Consider the following 18,486-nt stretch of genomic DNA (forward strand, 5'->3'; position numbering starts at 1 on the left):
CCCCGCTCGCCGCTCTCCCTCTCACCGGAGGCCCGTCATGGGTACGTCCCGCCCTGCGCTGATCACCGCACTCGCCGTCGGCTGTCTCGGCGCACTCTCGGTCCATACACCCGCGGCAGGTGCGCAAGCCGCCGCCACTCCCGATCCCATCGTCTTCGTCCACGGCTGGAACTCCAGCGGTTCCACCTGGGACACCATGGCCGGCCGGTTCGCCGCCGACGGCTGGCCGGCCGGACACCTCGACAAGTGGACCTACAACACCCGCCAGTCCAATGCGACCACCGCCTCCCAGCTCTCCGCGGAGATCGACCGCGTGCTCGCCGCGACCGGAGCGTCCAAGGTCGATGTTGTCACCCACTCCATGGGCGGGCTGTCCTCCCGCTACTACGCCAAGAACCTCGGCGGAGCCGCCAAGATCGACGCCTGGATCTCCCTCGGCGGTCCCAACCACGGCACGGACACCGCGTACTTCTGCGGTGACACCTCCTGCTCGGAGATGCGCCCCGGCTCCAGCTTCCTCAACACGCTCAACTCCGGCGACGAGACGCCTGGCGCATCCCGGTACGCCACCTGGTGGTCCCCCTGCGACAGCGTGATCAACCCGGACAGCAGCGTCGCCCTCTCCGGAGCCACGAACACCAAGACCGCCTGCCTCAGCCACGGCGAACTGCGCACCGACTCCACGGTCTACGCGCAGGTCAAGTCCTTCGTCGGCTGAGTGACGCCCGCCGCTGTCTCCTCCCCCGCGCCACGGGAGGAGACAGCGGCCGGCCTGTGGCAAGACCGCTCAGAGCATCACATGCTTGACCTGCGTGTAGTCCAGCAGGCCCGCCAGGGACAGATCGCTGCCGTAACCCGAGTGCTTGACTCCGCCGTGCGGCATCTCGGAGACGGTGGTGCCGTGGGTGTTCACCCACACGATCCCGGTGTGCAGCGCCCGGGTCGCCCGCATCGCGCGCTCGTGGTCCGCGGTCCATACACTGGCCGCCGGCCCGAACCGTACGTCGTTCGCCAGGCGCAGCGCCTCGCCCTCGTCGGTGAAGGGCTGCACCGTGACGACGGGACCGAAGATCTCCTCCTGCACGATCTCGTCCCTCTGACGAAGGAGTGGTTCACCGACGAGCGGCTGATGATCGCCGCCCGCACGACCGGCGCCGCCGAACGCGCCCTGGAACTCGCCCGCGACTGGGCCGTTGAGCAGTTCGGCTCCCCCATCGCCGACTTCCAGCTCATCCAGGGCATGCTCGCCGACTGCGCCGTCAACCGCGCCTACGCCCACCAGGTCGCCTGGGAGGTGGACGAAGGGCAGGCCGACCGCAAGACCCTGCACGCCAAGCCCGCTATCGCCAAGCTGTCGGCGAGCGAGGCGGCCGGCCGGGTCATCGACCGGTGTGTGCAGATCTTCGGCGGACGCGGCTACGACCGCTCCTACCCCGTCGAGCGCCTCTACCGCGAACTGCGCGTCGACCGCATCTGGGAAGGCACCTCCGAGATCCAGCGCCTCATCGTCGCCGGCGAACTGGTCAAGCGGGGAACGGGCGTTCTGCAGATGCCTTCCGCCGGCTGAGCGCGGGCGGGCAGCCGCTCGGGCCCGGTCCGGTGACCGGGTCCGGCGGCGGCCGCCCTGCGACGTACCTCACGCCTCATGTCCCGTAACCCGTCACAGAGAACCGAGGAGAAGCGATGGCCGACATGGAACGGATCGGGGTCGTGGGCTGCGGCCTGATGGGATCCGGCATCGCCGAAGTGTGCGCCCGGCAGGTCGGGACGTCGTCGTGGTCGAAACGAGCCGCACGGCGGCGGATGCCGGGCACAGACGCATCACGTGCTCGTTCGACCGCGCCACCTCTGCCGGAAAACTGTCCGCCGAGGACCGGGACGCAGCGCTGGCGCGGATCGTGACGACCACGGACATGGGCCGGATGGCCGACCGGGATCTGGTCGTGGAGGCCGTCGCCGAGGACGAGGCTGCGAAGGTGGAGGTCTTTGCGCAACTCGATGCGACCGTGACACGCCAGGACGCGATCCTGGCGACCAACACCTCTTCCATCCCGGTCATCCGCCTCGCGGCGGCCACCGGCCGCCCGGAGCAGGTGGTCGGCCTGCACTTCTTCAACCCCGTACCAGTGCTGCCCCTCCCTGGTCGAGCTGGTGCCGTCGCTGCTGACCGGCGAGAGCACGGCACGGCGGGCGGAGGTGTTCGCCTCCGACGTGCTGGGCAAGCAGGTCGTACGGGCCCGGGACCGGGCCGGGTTCATCGTCAATGCCCTGCTCGTCCCCTACATGCTGGCCGCGGTACGGATGGCCGAGTCGGGCGCCGCGTCGGCCGAGGACATCGACCGGGGGATGATCCTGGGCTGCGCCCACCGGCTGGCCCGCTCGCGCTCGCCGATCTCATCGGACTGGAAACCACCCACGCCATCGCGGTGTCGATGTACGAGGAGTTCCGTGAGCCGCTGTACGCGCCGCCACCGCTGCTGGCCCGGGTGGTCGACGCGGGCCTGCTCGGGCGGAAATCGGGCCGCCGCCGGGCCGATCGGACGGAAGCCGGTGCGGCGATACGGAAAGATGGAACGTCGCGGGACCGGCAGGCGGGCTCCGCCACACCCCATCGCGCCGATCCAGAACGGGAGCAGCAACGTGACCATGGCCGAACGCACGCTCGAGACGCGTGAGCGGACCCTCACCTCCGCCTGCGAAGTGATCGCCGAGATGGGCTTCGAGAAGATCCGTATGCGTATGGTCGCCGAGCACGCCGGCGTATCGACGGCTCTGCTGCACTACCACTTCGAGACGCGCGAGAAGCTGTTCGCCGAGGCGATGAAGCATTCCTTCGCCCAGACCGGCACCGAACTCGAACGCGACGCCGACTCGGTCCCGGCCTCGGTCATCCTGGCACGCATCGTGCACAGCATGCTGCCCACCGACCCGGAACTCCGGCAGGACTGGAAGCTCTGGCAGGAGCTGTGGGTACGGGCCCTGCGCGACGAATCCGCACACCATCTCGCCGTCGACCTGTACGAGCAGCTCCACACCTGGGTCGCTGAGGCACTGCGGCGGGGAATCAGCTCCGGGGAGTTCAGCCGCTGCGACATCGACGCGACCAGCACGCTGGTTCTCGCCCTGTGCGACGGCTTCGGTATCCGGCTGATGCTGGACGATCCGCGGGTCACTCTCGACACCGCACAGGCAGCGATCTGGCAGGCCGTGGCCGGAACTCTCGGCACTCCGTCCGCGTTCCCGGAAGTCTGAGGAACGGGCCGGCTGACCGCCCACTTCCCGGCCTTGGTGCCTGCACCAAGGCCGGGAAGGCGGGAGGTTACTCGTCGGCCGCGGCGTCGGCGTCGTTCGCGGCGGACTCGGCGCCCTCCAGGAGCTTCTGCATACGGGCCAGATCGCTCGGGTCGGTGGTCACCTGCCCCGAACCGCTCCCGGCCGGCGCGCTGTCACCGGCCGTGCCGGCGCCCTCGGTGTCCTGGGCGCACCCGGTGACCAGCAGGGCGACGGCCAGCGCCGCCACCGCGAGTGTGACGGCGCGAGGCCGCCGGACCAGCTGCATCAGTGCTCGCTCCCGTTGTCGTTGGCCTCGCACCACGTCTTGACCGCGGACACGTCCTTCCGGCGCTGCTCGAGCGTGGTGAGGAGCGACTTGCGGGCGGTCAGCCGGTTGTTGAGGAGGGTGTGGATTTCCGTGTGGCCGGCAGCCTCGGCGGCGGCCACCCGCTTCTTCAGTCCGGCGAGCGAGCCGCGCTTGGCCGCATTGCCGTTCAAGCGGTCCAGCGCCCTGTCGATGCGCTTGTCGATCTTCGGTACGCGCTTGCACAGTGCATGCGCGCCGTCACCGGCGCGGGCAGCGTCCGGTGACGGCGCGCCGCCGTCGGCCGCGGCGCTGCCCGCACCGGCGAGCAGACAGCCGAGGGCGGCGAAGCTGACGGCGGTTTTCCTGAACGTCAACATGACAGTTCCTCCACGATCGGTTCGGGGCGGTTGCCCGTCCGACCGGAAGGCTAGGAGCCGTCTTTGTGGAAACTCTGTGGCGACTGCCAAGACCCCCGCGGATGCGACTGCCGGGACTCCCGCGGATGTGCCGCGGTCTCGATCATCCAGTCCCGCCGCAGCGGCAGCGTGAGCTCGGCGTCCGGGGCGCCGTGCCGGACCGGCAGCCGGACCTCGAAGCGGGTCCCGCTGCCGCCCGGCCGGTCCAGCACTCGTACCCTTCCCCCGTGCAGCGCGACCTGCTGGGCGACCAGCGTGAGCCCCAGACCGGAACCCGGACTGCCGGCCCCGCGGTGAAACCGCTCGAAGACGGTCTCGCGCGAGGGCGTCGGTATACCGGGCCCCTCGTCGTCCACGGTGAGCACCACTTCAGCACCGTCCTGCCGCCCGTCGGTGCGCAGGAGCACCTCGACCCGGGCGGGCTCCGCCCCCCGGCGGCCATGGACGACGGCGTTGGCCAGCAGGTTGTCCAGCACAGTGCGCAGCCCGGGCTCCCAGCCGTGGACGTACAGTCCCGCCTCGCCGCTCACAGCGATCCGCGGCTCGGGATGCCTGCGCCGCAGGTCCGCGACGGATGCGTCGGCCAGCTCCGCCAGGTCCACCGGTCCGAAGGCGTCGTTCTCGACCAGGTCGCCGCGCCCGAGTTCGCGCAGCATCACCAGCAGGCCCAGCAGCCGTGCGTGTTCCCGTCGCAGGTCGGCGACCACCTGTGCCCGCTCCGCCTCCGCCAGGTGAGGATGTTCGGCGAGTATCTCCAGATTGGTCTGCATACTCATCAGCGGTGTACGCAGCTCGTGTGAAGCGGCGGCCGAGAAGGACCGCGCGGTGGCCAGTCCTTCGGCCGTACGAGCCGCCTGCTCGTCGTAGCGGGACAGCACCGTCTGCAGGGTGCGGGCCAGGTCGTCGACCTCGGTGACACGGGTGGGGCTGTGGTCCAGGCGGGTCGTGGTGGCCCGCGGGTCGAGTCCGCTGGTGCGCTGCTGCAGCCGCCGCAGCGGGCGGCTCGCGCGGGTGGCCACAGCTCCGGCGAGCAGCCCGGCCAGCGGCGCGGTCAGGCCGGCCACGGTGAGCACGCGCGTGCGCACGAGCCCCAGCTGTGCCTCGCTCGTCGTGTCGGGCGAGAACAGCCACAGGGTGCCGTCGACCCCCTTCCGCAGCCCCTTGACCCGGACCGACATGGCCCGCCAGCTCGTGTCGCCGTCGCGCACCGTGACCGGTTCCGGGGCGCTGTCGGGCAGCGGCACGGACGTGTCCGGCTGCGGCCCGCCGGACGCGGTCCCTTCGGGGCCGATCAGCCGGATGCCGACGTCGAGAGCGGAGTTGTAGAGGCGGCGCTCCCGGGCACGTTCCACGGCGGGTGCCCGGTCGGCGGCCGCCGCTTGGAGCAGGCCGCGCGCGTTTCCGGCGACGGTGGTGGCGCGGTCGCGCAGATGGGCGTCCTGCTGTGCGTGCAGATCGGCCGCCACCAGTCGCACCAGCAACCAGCCGGCGCCGAGCACGAGCAGGACGACGGCGACGCCCACGGCGAGCGCGATCCGCGTGGACAGTTTCACCGCGCCTCCCGGCCCTCGACGGAGCCCGTGTCGACCCGTAGGACGAAGCCGACCCCGCGGACGGTGTGGATCAGCCTGGGCTGCCCGCCGGTTTCCAGCTTGCGGCGCAGATAGCTGACAAACGTATCGACGACACCCGTACGGACGTCGAAGTCGTACCCCCACACCCGGTCCAGCAACTGGTCGCGCGTGAGCACGAGTCCGGCGTTGCGGGCCAGCACGTCGAGGAGCTCGAACTCCCGGCGGGTCAGCGGCAGCGGGACCCCGTCCAGCCGTGCCTCGCGCGCCGCGGGGTCCATCACCAGCGACCCGATCCGCACCCGGCCGGTGTCCTCGGGCGGTCGTCTGCGCAGCAGGGCCTGGAGTCTGAGTACCAGTTCCTGGAGGGCGAAGGGTTTGACCAGGTAGTCGTCGCCGCCGGCCTGGAGGCCCGCGATCCGGTCCGTCGTCTCGTCCAGGGCGGACAGCATCAGTACTGGCACGTCGTTGCCGTCGGCGCGCAGCGCTCCGCACACTTCGATGCCGCTGAGGTCGGGCATCGAAATGTCCAGCACGATCACGTCGGGCGGACTGTGCCTGACACTTCGCAGTGCCGCGAGCCCGCCCTCCGCGAGATCCACGGTGAAGCCTCCCAGCCGCAGTGCCCGCTCCAGCGACCGGCGGATCGCCGCGTCGTCGTCGACCACCAGAACCCGTCCCCGCTCACCGGTCCCGGCCACCCCGGCCTCCCATCCCCGAGCCCGACGGACTCGCCCTCTGTTCCAGGCGTCCATCGTGCACCACCGGACAGCGGCGGTACCCCGGGGCCCCGGGGTATACGCATCAGCTCTGGATCAGCTGCTCGGCGCGCCCGGCCTCGTCCTCCCGGATGAGGCCTGGTTGGGCCCCGCGGAACTGCCAGCGCGTGGTGACGCCCTCCGGGTCGATGAGGCATGCCCTGGACAGGGCTTCATCGATCCGTCTGCGGACCTCGGCCTCAGCCACGGGGCCGACGGCGAAGAGCACCCTCAGCCGCACCTCGCCGGCGACGTGCTCTGCGGCGGTGTGGTGCGGTGCCAGCGGGCACGGCGGCTCGTGCTCCCAGTGCCCGCACAGCGCGGCCGTGATGGCCGCGCCGGGTGCGCGCACATCGCCACCGGCTTCCATGATCACTACTGCGTTGTGGACCAATACCTGGCGCACCAGGTCAGTATCCATCCGGTCCCGCCGTCGTCGAGGTGTAGCGCCCAGCCGTGCCGCCGGACGAGCCCCCGCATCGCCGTCAGACATGCGCCCCCTCGGCGTGAGCTCCCGGGGCGGCTGTCAGGCGCCGCCCCGGGAGCCGCTCTGTGGAGCCGCCGGTCAGACGGTGATCAGGGCGCTCAGGCGGCGGTCGGCGATCGAGCGTCCGACCTGGACCTCGTACGAACCCTGCACGAGGCGCCAGGAGTTGATGTGCTCGTCCCAGATCTCGAAGGCACGGGCGGTGAGTTCCACGGTCACCTCGACGCTCTCGCCCGGGGCGGCGTCCGCGCCCGCGAACCCGGCGAGCCAGCGGGCCGGCCGGTCGGCGTCGGCCTGGGAGGGGGCGAGGTAGACCTGGACGACCTCGTGGCCTGCGCGCTCGCCGGAGTTGCGGATGCGCACCTTGGCCGAGGTCCCGTCGGTCTCCATGGACTCGTACGTCCAGTCGGTGTAGCCGAGGCCGTGCCCGAAGGCGTACGCCGGGGCGGCGCCCGCCTTCTCCCAGGCGCGGTAGCCGACGAACACGCCTTCGGCGTAGTGGAGTTCGCCGTCCGCCGGCGTGACCTGGGTGACGGGGGCCTGTGCGAGGGCGCCCCATGTCGTGGGCAGGCGGCCGCCAGGCTCCTCGGCGCCGAGGAGGACGTCGGCGAGGGCGGTGCCGCCTTCCTGGCCGGGGAACCAGCTGAGGAGCACGGCCGCGACATCGTCGCGCCACGGGAGCTCCACCGGGGAACCGGAGTTGACGACCACGACGGTGTTCGGATTGGCGGCGGCGACCGCGCGGACGAGGTCGTCCTGGCGGCCCGGCAGTCTCAGGTCCTGCCGGTCGAAGCCCTCGGACTCCACGCGCTCGGTGGTGGCGACCACGACAACGGCGGTGTCGGCGCCACGAGCGGCCTCGACGGCTTCGGCGATCAGCGCATCGGCGTCGCGGCGCGGGCCGAGGTGCACCAGGGAGAACATCACGCCGGACAGCGGTGCCGCGGACTCGCCGGGCAGCCGGTGGAGCAGGGAGACCTCCACAGGCTCGCCCTCGGTGAGGTGGACCTTCCCGCGCTCGAGAGGAGTGCCGAAGAACGCCTCGAACGGGTCGGACGCGTTCCCCATCGGCTGTACCCCGTCGAAGACGGCCTGGCCGGCGACGGTGAGCGTGAAGGTGCCCAGACCGCGGGTGCCGAAGGCGTGTTCGCCGCTCTCGCGCGGCGTGAACGTGCCGGTGATCTCGATGCTGTGCAGTGCCTCGTGGGTGACCCCGGCGGGCAGGTCGTCGCCGATCCACTGGAGCTGGCCGTTGGGCAGGGACCCCTCGCCGACGACGGTGCCTTCGGCGTCACGACAGACGGCACGCAGGGTGAAGTCCTTGCCTGCGGGAGCGAGTTCGTCACTCGGGTCGGCGCCTACGGCGTACGTGAGGACTCCCTCGGGGAGCGCGGCGGACAGGCCGTCGAGCGGGGAGACGGTGCGGGCCGGGAAGACAGTCGCCGAGCCGCCGCCGAGGACGCGGGCGTCGCGAGCCGCGGCGCCGATGAGGGCGACCTTGCGGACTCGGGCGGGGTTGATGGGCAGGGCCCGGTCCGCACCCCGTACGGATTCGTTGCGGACGAGGACAAAGGCGCGGCGGGCGATTTCGCGGGCCACGGCCTCGCCGTCCACCTCGGCGGGGAGCTGGGCGACCACGGGCTCCGCGCCCTCGAGTACGCCGACCCGCGCCGCCAGACGCAGGACGTTGCGCACGGCGTCGTCGACCACCGCCTCCTCGACCTCGCCGGCGCGGACGGCGTCGGCGAGCGCCTCACCGTAGACGGTTCGCGGCCCCGGCATGGCGACGTCGAGTCCGCCCTCGATGTCACCGGTGGTGGAGCGGGCCGCCATCCAGTCGGAGACGTTGAACCCGTCGAAACCCCATTCGCCGCGCAGGACTTCGCTCACAAGGTGGCGGTGCTCGGTCATCGTCACGCCATTGACCGCGTTGTAGGCGGTCATGATGCCCCATGGCCGCGCGTTCTTGACGATGGCTTCGAAAGGCGCGAGGTAGAGCTCACGCAGTACGCGAGCGGAGACGACGTTGTTGACGGTGAAGCGGTCGGTCTCGGCGTCGTTCGCGACGAAGTGCTTGACCGTGGTGCCGACACCGCCGGACTGCACGCCCTGTACATAGCCGGTGCCGATCGCACCGGTCAGGTACGGGTCCTCGCTGTAGGCCTCGAAGTGGCGGCCGCCGAGCGGTGAGCGGTGCAGATTGACGGTCGGCGCGAGCAGGACGTGGACGCCCTTGCGGCGGGCCTCCTGCGCCAGCAGCGTGCCGGCGCGGCGGGCGAGGGCCGGGTCCCAGGTGGCGGCGAGCGCGGTCGGCGAGGGCAGGGCGATCGACGGATCGTCGGCGGTCCAGCGGACGCCCCGCACGCCGATCGGGCCGTCGGACATGACCAGGGAGCCCAGCCCGATCTGGGGGATCGCCGGCAGGGACCACATGTCCTGCCCGGCGAGCAGCGTGGCCTTCGTGTCGAGGTCGAGCTTGCCGAGCGCCGCTTCGACCACCGCCTCGCGCGCCCGATCAGCGTGCGTGTCCTGGGTTACCGCCATTGCGGTACCTCCTCGTTGATGTCCGTTCCGCCCGGCCGGGGTTGTGCCGCAGCCCGCCGGTGCCTGTCGCGTCCTCATCATGCTTTGCCTACCTGTAGATCGGTAGGTTACGTAATGCATTTGTTACTTTATGATGTCGTACGGTCCTACCAGCAGCAGACTTCCGGGAAGGGGCGCGATGGCAGCCACGGTCAAGGGTGAGGAGCGGCGCGCGGGGATCCTCCGCGCCGCCCTGGAAGTGATCGCCGAGCGCGGCTACCGGAGCGCCAGCCTCGGGGCGATCGCCGAGCGGGTCGGGCTCACCCAGCAAGGCCTTCTGCACCACTTCCCCACCAAGGAGGCACTGCTCGTCGCCGTCCTGGAGGAGCGCGACCAGTGGGACGCGGTACCGGACACCCAGTGGCGGCTCGACCTGCTCACCTCGCTCGTCGAGTACAACGCGATGCGTCCCGGCATCGTGCAGACCTTCTCCGCCCTCCTCGGCGAGAGCGTCACGGAGGACCACCCGGCGCGCGACTTCTTCACCCGGCGTTACGTGAAGGTGCGCGAGAGCATGGCAGGCGTCCTGCGGGCCGAGTACGGCGACCGGCTCCCCGGCGGCCTCACGCCCGAGCAGGCGGCACCCCTGCTGGTGGCAGTCATGGACGGCTTGCAGTACCAGTGGCTGCTCGCGCCGGAAACGGTGGACATGCCGCAGGCGTTCCAGAACTTTCTGGCCCTGCTGGGCGAGAAGCCGCCCGCCTGACCGGTCCGGGAGGCGATGTGCTGGCACTGCACACCCAGGACGCGGCGCACATCTGGCTCGGGGAGACGGTCGCCCGCGTCGGCGACCAGGTCGGCTCGGACTGACCCTCTGTGCGGCCTCGCCACGTCACCGACCGCAACCTCTACAACGGCACACCCGTGACCAGCCGCTGACGCCGGCCGGGCTGGTCAGGCATCGTGGTGGTGCTGGCACGCCGGGCACAGTTCGTCGCGGCCTTCGGGGGTGACCTTGGTGCCCCACTCGCCGCACTCGTGGCAGCCGCGAGCCAGGGCGACGTTCGCGCGGAGCGCTGGGGTGGGGGCGTTGGGGCGGGCTTCGTGGGCGGCCATGCTCTGCGTACTCCTCCTAGCGGGGCGATACGCACATTATGTCCAAATTTGCATAACTATGCAAGTTCTTGACGCGACCTTCGCCGGCGTCGACCTCGACTCAATGCGTCCCGGACGCCCCCGCCACACGTCGTCGCACCGAGAAGCACGGGCCGGCCGCCCGCTTCATGGACGCGCCAATCTCGGCCTGACCCGGCCATCCCAGACTTTGAATCGACGTTTTTCAATGTTGACATTTGTCGATACAGAACCCAGGCTTGTATCAGCAAGCGTCGATACAGGACCGGGAGTGAGCCTCATGAGCGAGCAGAACGCCGAGCTGCGCGAGTCCGTCCGGGAGCGCTACGCGGCCGCCGCCGTCCAGGTCACCGAGGGCGGCACCGCCGCCTGTTGCGGGCCGCAGCTCATCGAGATCGGCGAGAGCTTCGGCTCCACCCTCTACGACGCCGGGGAGCGCGAGCAGCTGCCCGCCGAGGCCGTCGCAGCTTCGCTGGGCTGCGGCAACCCCACCGCCGTCGCCGACCTCCGAGAGGGTGATCGCGTCCTCGACCTCGGATCCGGCGGAGGCATCGACGTCCTGCTGTCCGCCGGCCGCGTCGGGCCCACGGGCAAGGCGTACGGGCTGGACATGACCGACGAGATGCTCGCCCTCGCCCTGGCCAACCAGAAGAAGGCCGGGGCCACCAATGTCGAATTCCTCAAGGGCACCATCGAGGCCGTCCCGCTGCCGGCGGAGACGATCGACGTCGTCATCTCCAACTGCGTCATCAACCTGTCCACCGACAAGCCCGCGGTCTTCGCCGAGACCTTCCGGGTCCTCGTCCCCGGCGGCCGTCTCGGCATCACGGACGTCGTCGCCGACGACGACCTGACCCCCGAGCAGCGGGCCGAACCCGGCGAGTACGTCGGCTGCATGGTCGGCGCGCTCTCCTTCGCGGAGTACCGGCAGGGGCTGGAGGCGGCCGGTTTCACCGATGTGGAGGTCACCGCGACCCATCCCGTCGCCGACGGCATGCACTCGGCCATCGTCCGCGCCACCAAGCCCGGTCCGGCCGACTGAGGGGCGTCCGGCCGGAACGCCCGAGGGCGGCACCTCCTGCAGGGGGTGCCGCCCTCGGCTCGCACAGCCACGAACAGCCGTGCTTCAGGGGCAGCCCTGCTCCGAGCTGGGGTTGGTGCACACGTCGGTCCCGGAACCGCCGTTGTTGACGTTCGTCCCCGGGCCGCCGTCGAGCTGATCGGCACCGGAGCCGCCGGAAAGCACATCGTTGCCGGTGCCGCAGTCGAGCCGTCCAGGCCGTAGATGGAGTCGTTGCCGTCACCGCCGACGATGACGTCGGGGCCCTGCGTATCGTTGATCACGTCGTTCCCGGGGCTTCCGGTGATGGTTGCCGGCTGCCCGAAGCGGAGCGAGTCCCACCACCGGCCGGGGTGACGGTGGTCGTCTCCGTGGCGGTGTTGTCCTCCGGGTGCGGGTCCGCCGTCGACGCGGTGACCGTAACCGTGTTGGTGAAGGTTCCCGGGATCAGCTTCTACGAGGCGCTCGACGACCGGCATCTGACCGTCGACTTCGCCCACCCGGAGACCGACCTGCGGGCCCATCGCCCGGTCGTGGTTCCCGCGCTCTTCCTCGCCACCGAGGGGACGGGACGCAATCTGCGTACGTACGTCGAGAACGGCGGCACGCTCGTCGTCTCCTGCTTCTCGGGGATCGTCGACGAGCAAGACACCGTCCACCCCGGCGCCTGTCCGGGTGTGCTGCGCGACCCACTCGGCCAGACCGTCGAGGAGTGGTCGCCGCTCGGTGCGAGCGAGGCCGTACGGATTACCGGCCCGAGGGGCCTCGCTCGCGGCCGACGTGTGGACCGAGTTCGTGGTGTCGCGCGGGGCCGAGACCGTGTGGACGTACGCCGACGGACCGGCCGCGGGCGGCCGCCCCGCCGTCAGCCGTCACCGGCTGGGCCGGGGCACCGCCTGGTACGTCTCCTCCCGGCCGGACTCGGTCGCGCTGGACACGATCCTCGACGCCGCCTGCGAGGACGCCGGCATCGTGCCCCGTACCGAACTGCCCTGCGACGTCGAGGTGGTGCGCCGCTCCGGTGACAGCGGCGACTACCTGGAGCTCTTCGGCACCGAACTCCTCAGCGGCGAACCCGCAGCCGGAGATCTCAGCGCCCGGTCACTCGCCCGGCATCGCGGCCGGACCTCGGTCCATGTGCGTGGCGGCTTCGCCATACCGGCCTGTGTGAAGAGCTCCTTGTTGTAGGAGAACAGCCGGAGGATGGGCCCGCCGTGGCGGCCGCCGGCAGGAAGTCGGCCTGGGCCGGGATGCTGAGCAGCTGGTCGGCGGGGTAGAGCTTGCCTTCGGCAGCGTAGTCGGCGTGAGAGCCCATCTGGGCGATGTCCGGCGCGTCGCCGCGCCGCACGATGGCAGCCACCTCTTCCCGGCATCGGCGGCATGCCGACAAAAGATCACTCCGGCGGGGAAGCCTCGGTGCGCTGGTAACGGAGGAGGACGACGCCGTTGCCGAAGGTCCGGGTCTCGGTCAGCCGGAGACTGATCTTGGCATCCGATACCTGAAACAGGGGCTTGCCCTGCCCAATGAGGATCGGATGGATGTAGAGGCGGTACTCGTCGATCAGGTCGTGCCGCATGAAGGCCGCGGCGAGGTCGGCACCTCCGAGCGCCAGATCCCCACCCGGCTGCGCCTTGAGCGCCATGATTTCCTCGACGGTGACGTCCCGCACGACGGTGGTGTTCCAGTCGGCCCGCTCCAGAGTCCGGGAGAACACAATCTTGGGCATGTCCCGCCAGATACGGGCAAACTCCACCATCGGCCCGGTGCTTGAGGGATCGGCGTCGGCAGTTGGCCAGAACGCGGCCATGAGCTCGTAGGTGACCCGTCAGTTCAGGAAGGCGCCCATCGCCCTGAGCTGCTCGTTGAAGTGGCTGTGCAGCTCGTCATCGACCATGTGCCAGTCGATCTGGCGGTCCGGTCCCTCGATGAAACCATCGAGGGAAACCGACATCATCAGGACGATCCTTCTCATCGCCGGCCTCACCGAGGTCCTCAGGAATCGGGCTTCCACCGGTCACAGACGATACGCCCCGCGCATCGCACTGACCCGAACGGCGCCGCCCGGCACGACACCGTTCATCCGCACGCAGTGCTTCGACGGCGGAGACCGCGGATCAGTAGGGGCCGTTCACGTTGTCGATCGAGCCGTACCTGTGGGCGGCGTAGTTGCACGCGGCGGTGATGTTGGCGACCGGGTCATAGCTGTCCATCGAGGTACCGGGCACGTGATAGGCCTGGAATGTCGGATCGATGACCTGGAGGAGCCCCTTGGACGGCGTTCCGGCCACGGCGTTGGAGTCCCAGTTGTTGATGGCCAGCGGGTTGCCCGAGGACTCGCGCATGATGTTGCGGTGGATGCCGTCGTAGGTGCCGGGGATGCCGTGCTGGGCCATCACGTCCAGCGATTCCTTGATCCAGCCGTCGAGGTCGTTGGTGTAGGTGGCGGGCTTCGGGGCGGTGGCCTTGCTCTCGCCGGACTGCGCCTTGGCCTTGGTCGCGGCCTTCGCCTTGGTCGCGGCCTTCGCCTTGGCACCGATCGTCAGCTTGAGGCCGGGATGAATCAGCCTGGGGTCGTCACCGACGACTTTCCGGTTGTCCTTGTAGAGCTTCTTCCAGCCGCCGCTGCGGGGGTGCTCGTCTGCGATCTTGGAAAGGGAGTCACCCACGACCACGGAATAGGTCAGGGGCTTGGCCGTCGCGGCGGCCGGCGTAATGGCGACGGCTGCGACAGGAGCGACGGCCGGCGTCGCCGCCTTCTCCGCCGCGCCGGCGGCGGTTGCGCCGAACACCGGGAGGGCGAGTACGGCGCCGCCCGTGCCGGCGGCCACGAAGCCGCGAGTGATCGGATTGGCCTTGGGCCGACGGTGCTTACCCTTTGCGGGCATGACGAATTCCTCTCCGTCGCCTGCGAGGTGAGCTGTCGGGTTCGGACTGGAGATGCCCGGCCGCAGCGTGACTGCGACTTAACCCCGAGCCGTTCCGGAATTCCGGATCGGCGGCTTACCTGGGTCCCCCGCTCCTGCCGTACGTGAGTGGTGGGTGCGGATTCCGGACGGTGGCAGGATTCGGCGGTCCACCCGGATTGCGGTGACCGTAAGCGAAATCGACCGGGCAGAACAAGCCTTGAATTCCTCATCGCAATCCGTGCGGCCGATCCGGCCGTGAGAATTCCCCTCACCCACCGCGGATCGGAAGCTCAACTTTCTTTCTCCAGAGGGGATCTGGGCTCGGCGCCATTACTGCGCAGCGTTGCAGATGTGAGCCGTATCACGGGCGGCACAGAACAGCGGCCCGGTGGCGCCGGACCAGAAGGCAATAAGTCGCCCACGAAGCCTCGATAAAGACATCAGGCACCATAGAGGCAATTCGGTCATACCGGAGCCTTCTGGCCGTAAATCTCACCGCGCGAACGTTGCATCCCGGAAGCCGGGCTGATCAGGACGCAGCCACGCCCCTACCTTCACGCGCATGAGGTCGGCTGCGTATCCGCCCAAGCCCGTCCCCGGCGACCGCATGGCGGTCACCTCAAGAGCGTGCCGACGACGTCCACGCCGCGTTCGCCGATCCGACGGTCAAGGCGGTGACGACCAGATCACCGTGCTGCCGCTGCTGGACCGGGAGTTGATCCGCGCCGCCCCCAAGCCATTCCTCGGCTCCAGCGACAACACCAACCTGCTGCTCCCGACCCTGCCGCGTACGAGGGCAGCGTCCTGTTCCTGGAGACCTCCGAGGAAATGCCCGGCGGACAGGACGTATTCCGCATCCTGCGCAACATGGGTGACCGCGGCCTGTTGGCCCGATTCCCTGCGCTACTGATGGGCCGCGCCAAGGCCTGGTCCTTCCAGCAGCCGAACGAGGCCGAGGACAAGCGGCGTTACGGCGATGAGCAGCGCGATGCGGTGCTGCGCGCGCGCCGGCCGCGTACGCCCCGGACACCATGGCGGTCTTTGATGTGGACTTCGGACACACCGATCCGCAGGTGGTGATCCCGTACGGCGGTGTGGTGCGAGTGGACGGCCCGGCGGGTGTCCTCCGCGATCAGGTCGGCGTTGATCGCCGCTGCCGCCCGTACACCCGCGCCGGCAGCGCCGATGACCTGCTCGGTCAGGTTGGCGACATTGCCGGCCACCCACACGCCCGGTACCTGCGTCGCCCCGGTCGCGTCGGCGGCGATGCAGCTGCCGACCACGTGTCCGCCCCACTCCTGCTCAGTCGTCTCAGGGCCCAGTTTGGTGAGCAGGCCGGCGCGGGCGGTGAAGCGCGGGGCAACCACCAGCGCCTGACAGGGAATCACCCGGCCGTCGGCCAGGGTCACTCCGGTGAGCCGGTCGCCCCGCCGCCCGGAGATCCGTCACTTGCCCGTCCACCACCACGATGTCGCAGGCTGCGAGTTGCTCGTACTCGTCGTCGCTCGGCTCGGGTGCGGTGTGGGGAAGAGGGTCACGGTCTTGGTCCACTGTCGCCACAGCAGGGCCTGATGGACCGTCGGCGGGCCGGTGGCCAGGATGCCGATGGCCTGGTCTCGGACCTCCCAGCCGTGGCAGTACGGGCAGTGCAGCACTCCGCGTCCCCAGCGTTCCGCCACGCCGGGTACGTCGGGCAGCTCGTCGACCAGGCCGGTGGTCACCAGCAGTCGGTCTGCCGCGACTACGGACCCGTCGTCGAGGATGACGCGGAAGCCGCCCGTGTCCGTGCGCTCGGCGGCCACGACGCTGCCCTTGACGATCTCGGCGCCGTAGCCGGTCGCCTCCGCTCGACCGTCGGCCAGCAGCTCCGACGGTGGTGAGTCCTCGCGCTCAGTCCGGCGGGTCCGCCACCGACCACCACGACGTCGTCACGGCGCTCCTCGCCTGCGGGCAGGAAGGTCATCACGGTCTCTTCTGTTGGCACAGCCATAGCTACCTCCGTTTCACGGACAGTGCGCCGACACCGCACCAATTGACCAATGTTCTTGCCGAAGCGGCAAATAGAGGCATGGCAGACGACGACCTCTCGCACGTGCTGACCGCCGTGGGCCCGCGCGCTGCTGCTGGCGAACGGCTCCACCTACGCGCCCGCCCCGCCCGGCACGGGGGAGACTTCGCCACCGAACGGCGTCGTGCCCTGCGCTATCGCCTTCCGAGCAGCTCCATGTCGGCCTCATCGAGGACAAGGCGTGCCGCCGCCATGTTCTCCTCGAGGTGAGGGAGCGAGCTGGTGCCGGGGATCTGCACGATCGAGGGCGAGCGCGCCAGTCCCCAGGCGATGGCTGCTTGGAACGCTGTCGCACCGTGCCGCTCCCCGACTTTCTGCAGGTTCTCGCCGGCGAGTGAGGTGTGACCGCCGCCGAGGGCAAAGAACGGCATAAAGGCGATGCCTGCGTCCGCGCATTCGTCGACCAGCGCGGCGTCCGCCTGATCGAGCACGCCGAACCGGTTCTGCACTGCCGCGACCGGCGCGATGGAGCGGGCCTCGGCGAGTTGCTCGCGCGTCACGTTGCTCACCCCCAGCTGCCGGATCAGGCCTTCGTCGCGCAGCTCGGCAAGTACGTGGAAGCGGTCGCCGATGGGGTCACTGGCCGCTGCCCCGAGGCGGCCCACCCGCAGATACACGAGGTCCAGGACATCGACGCCGAGTTCGCGCAGATTCTGCTCCACCGCAGGGCGCAGCTGTTCGGGGCCGGCCTCGCCGTACATCTCCCCGGTCGCGGTGCGAAGCGGGCCGACCTTGGTGGCGATCGTGACGTCCACCGGATGGGGGTGGAGGGCGTTGCGCAGGATGTCGTTGGCGCGGCTGGTGCCGCAGAAGTAGAAGGCGGCGGTGTCTATGTGACGCGCGCCGAGCTCAACGGCACGGCGCGCGACGGCCACCGCCGTCGCATGGTCGACTGCGGGTCCGTTCCAACGGCCCGGCAGTTGCATGGCACCGAAGCCCAGACGCGGGACGGTGACCGTGCCTCCGAGCTCGAAGGTGTTCCCTGGGGAATTGATCGGTGTCGGCGTCATAGCAGCAGCATGCTCATCAACGCGGCAGATCACAAGATCGCGAACCGCTTCGACGACGCGGATCCGGGACTACGCGGGCTCCGGGGCGAAGGGCAGCAGTTCGTCCGCGCCGGGCTGGACGAGTCCGTAACTGCCCTCCGGGAGTTCGTTCCAGACGCCTGGCAGGTCCCCCAGCGGCTCGGACACCACAAGGCGGGTCTCGTCGGACACATCTCGCAGGAACGCTATGTCGGGGTGCAGCGCCCGTAGCGTATCCGCTCGGCTGCTGTAGAACAGCGACCGCGAGGTGCGCCGGCTCGAGTAGCGGAAGGCCCAGAGGCGTTCGCTGTCGGTCACCGCGATCGTCATCTGGAGCGGGAACTCCACGCCGTGCTCCCGCCCGAGCCGCTCCACCAGGCCGGCCATCTGTGCCACGGCGCTCGGCGCGTCCTGGTCCAGTCCGAACGTGATCGCCAGGTAGAACATCACCTCGGAGTCCGTCGATCCCTCGATGGAGGAGAACAACGCCGGGTCGATGGCCAGGCAGAGATCCCGCCGGAGCCGGTGAAAGTCGGTGATCGCACCGTTGTGCATCCACATCCAGCGGCCGTGGCGGAAGGGGTGGCAATTGGTCTGCTGCACCGCCGTACCGGTCGACGCACGGACGTGGGCGAAGAACAGTCGCGAGCGGACATGGTTCGAGATCTCTTGCAGATTGCGGTTGTTCCACGCAGGTCCGATGTCCCGGACGATCGCCGGAGTGTCACCGTCGGGTCCGTACCAACCGATGCCGAAACCATCGCCGTTGGTCGTCTCGACCCCCAGCCGCGAATGCAGGCTCTGGTCGATCAGGGAGTGCGCCGGTTTGTACAGGATGTCGTCGAGCAGAACAGGCGTTCCGGAATAGGCGAGCCATCGGCACATGGGCACAATCCTTTCCGCCAGGCGGCCCAGCGGCCGTGTCATCCCGGACGAAACCGGACGAGAATCGTC

At 69.9% G+C, this 18,486-nt stretch carries 17 protein-coding genes, 7 pseudogenes and 1 riboswitch; of the genes and pseudogenes, 8 read left to right on the plus strand and 16 right to left on the minus strand.

The window, feature by feature from the left end:
- Positions 1 to 37: 37 nt before the first annotated feature.
- Positions 38 to 718 carry a triacylglycerol lipase gene (locus NLX86_RS30170; RefSeq protein WP_254374991.1) on the plus strand — a complete coding sequence of 227 codons (681 nt, stop codon included), beginning with the start codon at positions 38 to 40 and terminating at the stop codon, positions 716 to 718.
- A 69-nt stretch (positions 719 to 787) separates the two neighbouring features.
- On the opposite strand, the pseudogene NLX86_RS30175 reads toward NLX86_RS30170, so the two are convergent.
- A pseudogene (locus NLX86_RS30175) lies at positions 788 to 1,105 on the minus strand (aldehyde dehydrogenase family protein); the annotation flags it as partial.
- 24 nt (positions 1,106 to 1,129) lie between these two features.
- On the opposite strand from NLX86_RS30175, the gene NLX86_RS30180 reads away from it, so the two are divergent.
- The 3 genes and pseudogenes from NLX86_RS30180 to NLX86_RS30190 all read left to right on the plus strand — a co-directional run bounded on the left by NLX86_RS30180 (position 1,130) and on the right by NLX86_RS30190 (position 3,252).
- The gene (locus NLX86_RS30180; RefSeq protein ID WP_254374992.1) at positions 1,130 to 1,567 is read left to right on the plus strand and encodes an acyl-CoA dehydrogenase family protein; all 438 of its coding nucleotides are present in this window, start codon (positions 1,130 to 1,132) and stop codon (positions 1,565 to 1,567) included.
- Between the two features lie 116 nt (positions 1,568 to 1,683).
- A pseudogene (locus tag NLX86_RS30185) lies at positions 1,684 to 2,522 on the plus strand (3-hydroxybutyryl-CoA dehydrogenase); the annotation flags it as partial.
- Between the two features lie 124 nt (positions 2,523 to 2,646).
- Positions 2,647 to 3,252, plus strand: coding sequence for a TetR/AcrR family transcriptional regulator (locus NLX86_RS30190; protein ID WP_254375030.1), 606 nt, complete (start codon positions 2,647 to 2,649; stop codon positions 3,250 to 3,252).
- Between the two features lie 67 nt (positions 3,253 to 3,319).
- On the opposite strand, the gene NLX86_RS30195 is transcribed toward NLX86_RS30190, so the two are convergent.
- The 6 genes from NLX86_RS30195 to NLX86_RS30220 all read right to left on the minus strand — a co-directional run bounded on the left by NLX86_RS30195 (position 3,320) and on the right by NLX86_RS30220 (position 9,356).
- Positions 3,320 to 3,559, minus strand: coding sequence for a hypothetical protein (locus tag NLX86_RS30195; protein ID WP_254374993.1), 240 nt, complete (start codon positions 3,557 to 3,559; stop codon positions 3,320 to 3,322).
- A complete protein-coding gene (locus NLX86_RS30200; RefSeq protein WP_254374994.1) occupies positions 3,559 to 3,957 on the minus strand; it encodes a hypothetical protein in 399 nt (132 codons plus the stop codon). Before NLX86_RS30200 ends, NLX86_RS30195 begins: the two co-directional genes overlap by 1 nt.
- A gap of 50 nt (positions 3,958 to 4,007) precedes the next feature.
- Positions 4,008 to 5,549 (minus strand): HAMP domain-containing sensor histidine kinase, encoded by a 1,542-nt coding sequence (locus NLX86_RS30205; RefSeq protein WP_254374995.1) that lies wholly within the window; start codon positions 5,547 to 5,549, stop codon positions 4,008 to 4,010.
- Entirely contained in the window at positions 5,546 to 6,268 is a 723-nt protein-coding gene (locus NLX86_RS30210) for a response regulator transcription factor (protein ID WP_254374996.1), read from the minus strand. The genes NLX86_RS30205 and NLX86_RS30210 overlap by 4 nt, the downstream gene beginning before the upstream one ends.
- A 103-nt stretch (positions 6,269 to 6,371) precedes the next feature.
- Positions 6,372 to 6,731, minus strand: coding sequence for a hypothetical protein (locus tag NLX86_RS30215; RefSeq protein ID WP_254374997.1), 360 nt, complete (start codon positions 6,729 to 6,731; stop codon positions 6,372 to 6,374).
- 159 nt (positions 6,732 to 6,890) lie between these two features.
- Positions 6,891 to 9,356: a glycoside hydrolase family 3 protein gene (locus NLX86_RS30220; protein ID WP_254374998.1), complete on the minus strand. Its 2,466-nt coding sequence runs from the start codon at positions 9,354 to 9,356 to the stop codon at positions 6,891 to 6,893.
- A 133-nt stretch (positions 9,357 to 9,489) separates the two neighbouring features.
- Here NLX86_RS30220 and NLX86_RS30225 point away from each other — a divergent pair, with 133 nt between their 5' ends.
- Entirely contained in the window at positions 9,490 to 10,101 is a 612-nt protein-coding gene (locus NLX86_RS30225; protein WP_374213996.1) for a TetR/AcrR family transcriptional regulator, read from the plus strand.
- Between the two features lie 188 nt (positions 10,102 to 10,289).
- Here NLX86_RS30225 and NLX86_RS30230 read toward each other — a convergent pair whose 3' ends face one another.
- Entirely contained in the window at positions 10,290 to 10,451 is a 162-nt protein-coding gene (locus NLX86_RS30230; protein ID WP_254375000.1) for a hypothetical protein, read from the minus strand.
- Between the two features lie 298 nt (positions 10,452 to 10,749).
- On the opposite strand from NLX86_RS30230, the gene arsM reads away from it, so the two are divergent.
- Positions 10,750 to 11,511 (plus strand): arsenite methyltransferase, encoded by a 762-nt coding sequence (gene arsM, locus NLX86_RS30235; RefSeq protein WP_254375001.1) that lies wholly within the window; start codon positions 10,750 to 10,752, stop codon positions 11,509 to 11,511.
- 84 nt (positions 11,512 to 11,595) lie between these two features.
- Here the strand turns inward: arsM and NLX86_RS35205 are convergent.
- Positions 11,596 to 11,718 (minus strand): annotated as a pseudogene (locus NLX86_RS35205) (hypothetical protein); the annotation flags it as partial.
- A gap of 32 nt (positions 11,719 to 11,750) precedes the next feature.
- A pseudogene (locus NLX86_RS30240) lies at positions 11,751 to 12,053 on the minus strand (hypothetical protein); the annotation flags it as partial.
- Here NLX86_RS30240 and NLX86_RS30245 point away from each other — a divergent pair.
- Positions 11,979 to 12,717, plus strand: a pseudogene (locus tag NLX86_RS30245) (beta-galactosidase); the annotation flags it as partial. The pseudogenes NLX86_RS30240 and NLX86_RS30245 overlap by 75 nt on opposite strands.
- 206 nt (positions 12,718 to 12,923) lie before the next feature.
- On the opposite strand, the gene NLX86_RS30250 reads toward NLX86_RS30245, so the two are convergent.
- The 3 genes from NLX86_RS30250 to NLX86_RS30260 form a co-directional block, all read right to left on the minus strand.
- Positions 12,924 to 13,337: a dihydrofolate reductase family protein gene (locus tag NLX86_RS30250; protein WP_254375002.1), complete on the minus strand. Its 414-nt coding sequence runs from the start codon at positions 13,335 to 13,337 to the stop codon at positions 12,924 to 12,926.
- 18 nt (positions 13,338 to 13,355) lie between these two features.
- Entirely contained in the window at positions 13,356 to 13,502 is a 147-nt protein-coding gene (locus NLX86_RS30255; protein ID WP_254375003.1) for a hypothetical protein, read from the minus strand.
- A 142-nt stretch (positions 13,503 to 13,644) separates the two neighbouring features.
- The gene (locus NLX86_RS30260; RefSeq protein ID WP_254375004.1) at positions 13,645 to 14,415 is read right to left on the minus strand and encodes a transglycosylase SLT domain-containing protein; all 771 of its coding nucleotides are present in this window, start codon (positions 14,413 to 14,415) and stop codon (positions 13,645 to 13,647) included.
- Between the two features lie 4 nt (positions 14,416 to 14,419).
- Positions 14,420 to 14,611, minus strand: a riboswitch (cyclic di-AMP (ydaO/yuaA leader).
- Positions 14,612 to 14,925: 314 nt separating this feature from the next.
- Here NLX86_RS30260 and NLX86_RS30265 point away from each other — a divergent pair.
- Positions 14,926 to 15,554: pseudogene (locus tag NLX86_RS30265) on the plus strand (LD-carboxypeptidase); the annotation flags it as partial.
- On the opposite strand, the pseudogene NLX86_RS30270 reads toward NLX86_RS30265, so the two are convergent.
- The 3 genes and pseudogenes from NLX86_RS30270 to NLX86_RS30280 all read right to left on the minus strand — a co-directional run.
- Positions 15,537 to 16,325, minus strand: a pseudogene (locus NLX86_RS30270) (NAD(P)/FAD-dependent oxidoreductase); the annotation flags it as partial. The pseudogenes NLX86_RS30265 and NLX86_RS30270 overlap by 18 nt on opposite strands.
- 313 nt (positions 16,326 to 16,638) lie before the next feature.
- Positions 16,639 to 17,514, minus strand: a complete 876-nt coding sequence (locus NLX86_RS30275; protein ID WP_254375005.1) for an aldo/keto reductase — start codon at positions 17,512 to 17,514, stop codon at positions 16,639 to 16,641.
- A gap of 69 nt (positions 17,515 to 17,583) precedes the next feature.
- Complete coding sequence (locus NLX86_RS30280) at positions 17,584 to 18,417, minus strand: class II glutamine amidotransferase (RefSeq protein ID WP_254375006.1); 834 nt, start codon at positions 18,415 to 18,417, stop codon at positions 17,584 to 17,586.
- Positions 18,418 to 18,486: the final 69 nt, after the last annotated feature.

Source organism: Streptomyces sp. A3M-1-3 (assembly GCF_024213665.1).
Classification (GTDB): domain Bacteria; phylum Actinomycetota; class Actinomycetes; order Streptomycetales; family Streptomycetaceae; genus Streptomyces.